The following is a 4,845-nucleotide window of genomic DNA, read 5'->3' as shown; positions in this document are numbered from 1 at the left end:
CTGCCCAAGGTGGAGATAGACTCATTAAATCACTGATATATTCGACCGTTACATCGTTTGGTGCTTCAATGACAATTTCATCATGTATGTGCATGACAATTCGAAAACGTTCATCATGAACACGTTGTAAAGCAAAACATAATAAATCTCTTGAGACAGCCTGGACAATGTTCTCGACAAACTTGGGACCATAGCTGAAAATTCGCTCCCACTTCTTTGTTGCACCAATACCTTCATACGAAACAGACTCATTTCCAAAACTGTTTATCCCTATTCTTGGCTTTACATAGGAAAGCCATCTGCCCGAAGGTAAACCTATGAGTAACATGCCACTCTGATATTCAAATTTTATTCCATGAGTTGCGTGGGACTTTCTTTTACGCACAGTTTCCTTTGCTGCCCGGTCAACATCCCACCAAAACTTAACAATCCTTGAATTCGACTGCCGCCAAACATCAACAAGGGGCTTCAATTCCGATTCTTCCAAACCCATATTGGTTGCTCCCATTGACTTCAATGCACCAACTGAACCGCCATAACCAAGTGCCAATTCGGCAATTTTCCCTTTCTGTCTTAATGGACTGTCCTTTGTAATTTCATCTATCGGCACTTTAAACATTTGTGCAGCTGAAGCCTCGTAAATTTTCCCATGTGATGCAAACACTTCATTTCGCCAAGTTTCGCCTGCAAGCCAGGCAATCACACGTGCTTCAATCGCACTAAAGTCAACGATTATGAAGCGATTGTTCCGAATAGGAACAAATGCGGTCCTTATAAGCTGAGAAAGTACACTCGGAACAGATTCATATAAAATTTGTAAGGCCTCAAAATTACCTTGTTTCAATAAAGCACGTGCTTCATCTAAATCAGATATATGGTTTTGTGGTAGGTTCTGGACTTGAATTAACCTTCCTGCAAATCTCCCCGTACGATTTGCACCGTAAAACTGAATCAATCCCCTCGCTCGTCCATCACGACAAACGACATTTTCCATGGCTGCGTATTTTTTCACGCTGGATTTTGCCAGTTGTTTCCTCAATTGAAGTACTTCTTTAATTTCACCTTCATTGGTTTCAATTAAATGTGTTACTGCTGCCTTATTTAAACTATCTGTTTCTACACCTTTTGTTTGTAACCATTCACGCATTTGTTTGACAGAGTTCGGGTTTTCTAGCTTAGTAATTTCCTTCATACGACTGATTAACTCGCTGCGAATTAAGTCATCACACTTAATAGCCTGAGTAACTAACTCCAAATCTAGCTTTATTCCCCTATCATTTATTAACTGATCAAGAAAATAGTTATCCCACTCTGCTTCGGGCATCGGAAATTTTGATAGTTTATCTTGTATCGCAATTTCCGTTTCCACATCACGTTTGTTATATGCTACAAAACTGTCCCATTTGTTCGGATCGTGTTCTTTTAGATTTCTTGTTCGGCCGCCATTTGTTTTTGTTGGCTTACAAGGGATAGAGAAAAAACGAATTAAATCTTTCCCTTCCGACAGCTTTTGTTTATCCGCCCCCGTAACCATTGCAGCTCCTTCTAAAGATAACGGTAAACCTAAATAAGCAGACCACACCATTGTGCATCTCCAATCAACAGGTGATAAATCTCGCTTAAAATGTTTACTTAAACAAATCCGTTCAAACTGAGCATTAAAGGCCCATTTCGTTATATTTTCATTAAATATCGCTTGTTCAATTTCAGACGGGATAGACTCACCGTTTGCCAAATCAATGACTTGAACAGGTCCACTATCCACACTGTAAGCAAATAGCATTACTTCAAAATCATCTGCCTCCACATAGCGATAGACCCCGCTTTTAGCGAGGTCCACACCACTATACGTTTCAATATCGATGTTTATTGTTTTCATGATAAGAAGTCATCATCCACATCAGTAGCAAAATCTACCGATGCATCTGTTCGACCACCTAATGGCTCCCCATCACGAATCTTTTGAATGTTACCAAGGCCGCAAGCAATCCCCCGGTTACCATTTGAGTTAAATGCGTAAAAATTTATACTTACGCGAGCATACACTCCTGAATAAACTTCTGAACGCTCTAAAATTGGATTAATATCAGCATCTACAATCTGTGGTGGTGTAATGCTGTTTGCATTAACAAAGAAACTATCCGCATACGCTTCATCATCTGAACGGTCAATATCTCCATCACGAAGCGGTAATTTTAACGACTGCTTGTTTGGAATTTTCCCGCCAAACTTTCCACGGCCTTCTTCAATTGCAGCATCTACTGCTTTTTCAATTGCTTCTAAAGTTTTCATATCACTTTTTGGAATAATCACACTCACACTATATTTTTCTTTTCCACCATTGATTGACTTTGGCTCCCACACATTTGCATAAGATAAACGCACTACCCCTGTAATTACTTTTGTTGGATTTTTAACTGTTTTCGACATAATTATTTCTCCTCCATAAATTCATTTTTAGCTGTTGATATATTTATTTCTGGACGCTTATCCGTTACTGGAACAAGCGTTGGTTTTCCTTTTGGCTTAGTAATGAAATCACCAAGTAGTTCATTAAACTTCTTTTTACCCATCAGTTTTTCCATGTTGGTTATGGTCAGCAGACTTTGCTTATAAATATCTTCATAGCCTGCCTTCTTTGCAGCTTCAGCTACTGCTTCTTCATCTGTATATTTACGATTAGATCTACCTTCTACAACTTTAAAGCCTGTCCACTGTTTTCCTTGCTGAACAGCAGCATTCGTTGCATAAGCAAATATTTCATTCGCCCATTTAGTAAGGTCTTTTACATGAAGTAAGATTTCAGCAATTTCAACATCTGTTAATAAGGGTGACTTTTTAAACTCAAATTTTGCTACCTTCAAATTTTCTTCCGCCCTTGCCCTGCACTCCACAGATGCCCTACAAAACCTACACCATTCACCAGGCTTAAATTCACCATCTCCATTAAATGCTAAATCAGCTTTTGGTTTAAGTGTGCTTTCCGCCCAATCTATTAGACTGGTCTTGGATATTTCAAAGGTTGAGATGTTTTCACGCCTCGGTTGATAGATGGTCATTTTTACTGTATCAATGTCATAAATCGTATCGAATAGATTAAGTGCTCCAAGTGCATAAAGCATCATTTGCGGATTATTTTCCGCTTCAACTAAAACACCTTGTCCATATTTAAAATCAATAACATGAACTACATCGTCTGCAACAATCACACAGTCCCCTGTTCCAAAACCTTCTGGGACATAATTCGAAAAGTCCAATCGCTGTTCAATCAGAAGAAGTGGATCTTTCGTTATTTGTTTTACTGCCGCTAGTTCTTCCAAGATAAACTGGACATACTCATCGGTATAACGTTCCATCTCTTCAGAATCATAAATGGATATTGGTTTCTTCGTTGGAATCTTTAACGCTTCTCTAAGCTTATGTTCCCCCAGTTCATGAGCGGCTGTCCCTTCCTTAGCCGCTTCACCACTAGAATCTTCAAACTCTAATTCAAGGCGAGCCGATGGAGTACAATTCATCCATCGATGTGCCCCTGAAGCGGATAAAATAGCATGTTTCGTCATTGCAATTCCTCCGCATCTTTCATCAATGCTTCATAGTCTTTTTCTTCAATCTCACTTAGCTTGGTTGCACCGTATTTTTCAAGCAACTTTTTAATATCTGCCGTAAAACCTGCTTGGCTCTTTTGTGCAAGTAACGTACGAACTTCTTCAAGCGATATTTTTTTCTTTTTCGGCTTTGCCTTTTTAACTGGTGTTTTTTCTTCCGTTCGTGGTGATTCTTCATTACTCGCCAACACTTCAGCAATCGTCTGAAGTGAGCCAGCTAAATTTTGTAAATCAGTGACCACATCAAGAAGTAATTTTGTTCTACTCATATTAAGCTTCACCGCCTTTCCGAGTCTCTTTTATTTCCACTGTTTCTACTGAGTTTCCAGGTGTTATCACGAGTAGATTTACTTTCTTACCAAACAGTAAATCTAGCATTCGGCTACGCACTGTTTTGCGCTTACCTTCAACCACTCTCGTTTTTTCACCATTTTCATCTTTAACATTGATGATTACCTTGTGTTTTAGACTCATCTGGAAACACTCCTTTCTAAGGGTTTTATTTCGTCCCTTACTAGTAAGCGAAAAATCATGCCCTTTCGAACCCCTTTTTTAAAATAAAATTTAAAAGGCTCAATTAAGAGCCCTTTCTTATCAGTTTTTCTAATCTTCTGTATATTTTATTTAAACGATTTCTGATAGCCGCTTCAGTCACATCTTCTTCGGCTGCAATCTCAACGTTTGTTTTTTGTTCATAAAATTTCTTTTGTATCGTTCTAAATTGTTTATCTGTTAACTGACCCATTGCTTTATGCAATTGTTCGATTAACTTTTGTTTCTCTTCATAGTTCTCCATTTCCAAAATTTCATTAAACGGATCTGCATCCCAATCTGCTAAATGTTTGTTATGTTCAGCTTTTGAATCTCCGTTTTCATCTACATAAGATTCTAAATTACAAGCAATTCGGTAATCATAGCGGCGACCTTCGTCCACTTCCTGATCATCTTCAGAATGTAAATATTCAATATTAACCTCTGTTACACCATTTTCTCCTGGTACGATGGTTGCTATCTTTTTACCTCCTGAATAGTAAATATAAGATTCTCTGTTCTTTTGGCTTGTTTTGTACTTTTTTGTCATTGTTTGGCATCCTCTCCGCCAATTTGCGGAGGGCAAAGGATGCAAACAATGAAGAGCTTGTCCTTTAGTAACCTGACCTTTACTTAAAAAAGTGCGCAACAAGGTAAGGGTACTAATATTGAGACACTACAATCCTGGTGTGGATTGCGTACTTCA

Annotated in this window: 6 protein-coding genes; all 6 read right to left on the bottom strand. The window is 38.5% G+C overall.

All coding sequences use genetic code 11. The annotated features are described in order from the left end of the window. The coding region (locus ACFFIS_RS16815) for a DNA polymerase (protein WP_390188457.1) at positions 1 to 1,879 on the bottom strand (1,879 nt) is incomplete at its 3' end. After that, on the bottom strand, positions 1,876 to 2,430 hold the full coding sequence (locus ACFFIS_RS16810) for a DUF2815 family protein (protein ID WP_390188456.1): 555 nt from the start codon (positions 2,428 to 2,430) through the stop codon (positions 1,876 to 1,878). The genes ACFFIS_RS16815 and ACFFIS_RS16810, both read right to left, overlap by 4 nt. A 2-nt stretch (positions 2,431 to 2,432) precedes the next feature. Further along, on the bottom strand, positions 2,433 to 3,563 hold the full coding sequence (locus tag ACFFIS_RS16805) for a DUF2800 domain-containing protein (protein ID WP_390188454.1): 1,131 nt from the start codon (positions 3,561 to 3,563) through the stop codon (positions 2,433 to 2,435). Continuing rightward, positions 3,560 to 3,877, bottom strand: coding sequence for a hypothetical protein (locus ACFFIS_RS16800; protein ID WP_061114389.1), 318 nt, complete (start codon positions 3,875 to 3,877; stop codon positions 3,560 to 3,562). Before ACFFIS_RS16800 ends, ACFFIS_RS16805 begins: the two co-directional genes overlap by 4 nt. A gap of 1 nt (position 3,878) precedes the next feature. Further along, entirely contained in the window at positions 3,879 to 4,082 is a 204-nt protein-coding gene (locus ACFFIS_RS16795; protein ID WP_061114390.1) for a hypothetical protein, read from the bottom strand. 103 nt (positions 4,083 to 4,185) lie between these two features. Then, complete coding sequence (locus tag ACFFIS_RS16790) at positions 4,186 to 4,689, bottom strand: RNA polymerase sigma factor (RefSeq protein WP_320381488.1); 504 nt, start codon at positions 4,687 to 4,689, stop codon at positions 4,186 to 4,188. Positions 4,690 to 4,845 lie beyond the last annotated feature (156 nt).

It is taken from the genome of Paracerasibacillus soli (genome assembly GCF_042432965.1).
GTDB classification, from domain to species: Bacteria; Bacillota; Bacilli; order Bacillales; family Amphibacillaceae; genus Paracerasibacillus; species Paracerasibacillus soli.
This window is presented reverse-complemented; position numbering and strand designations above follow the sequence as displayed.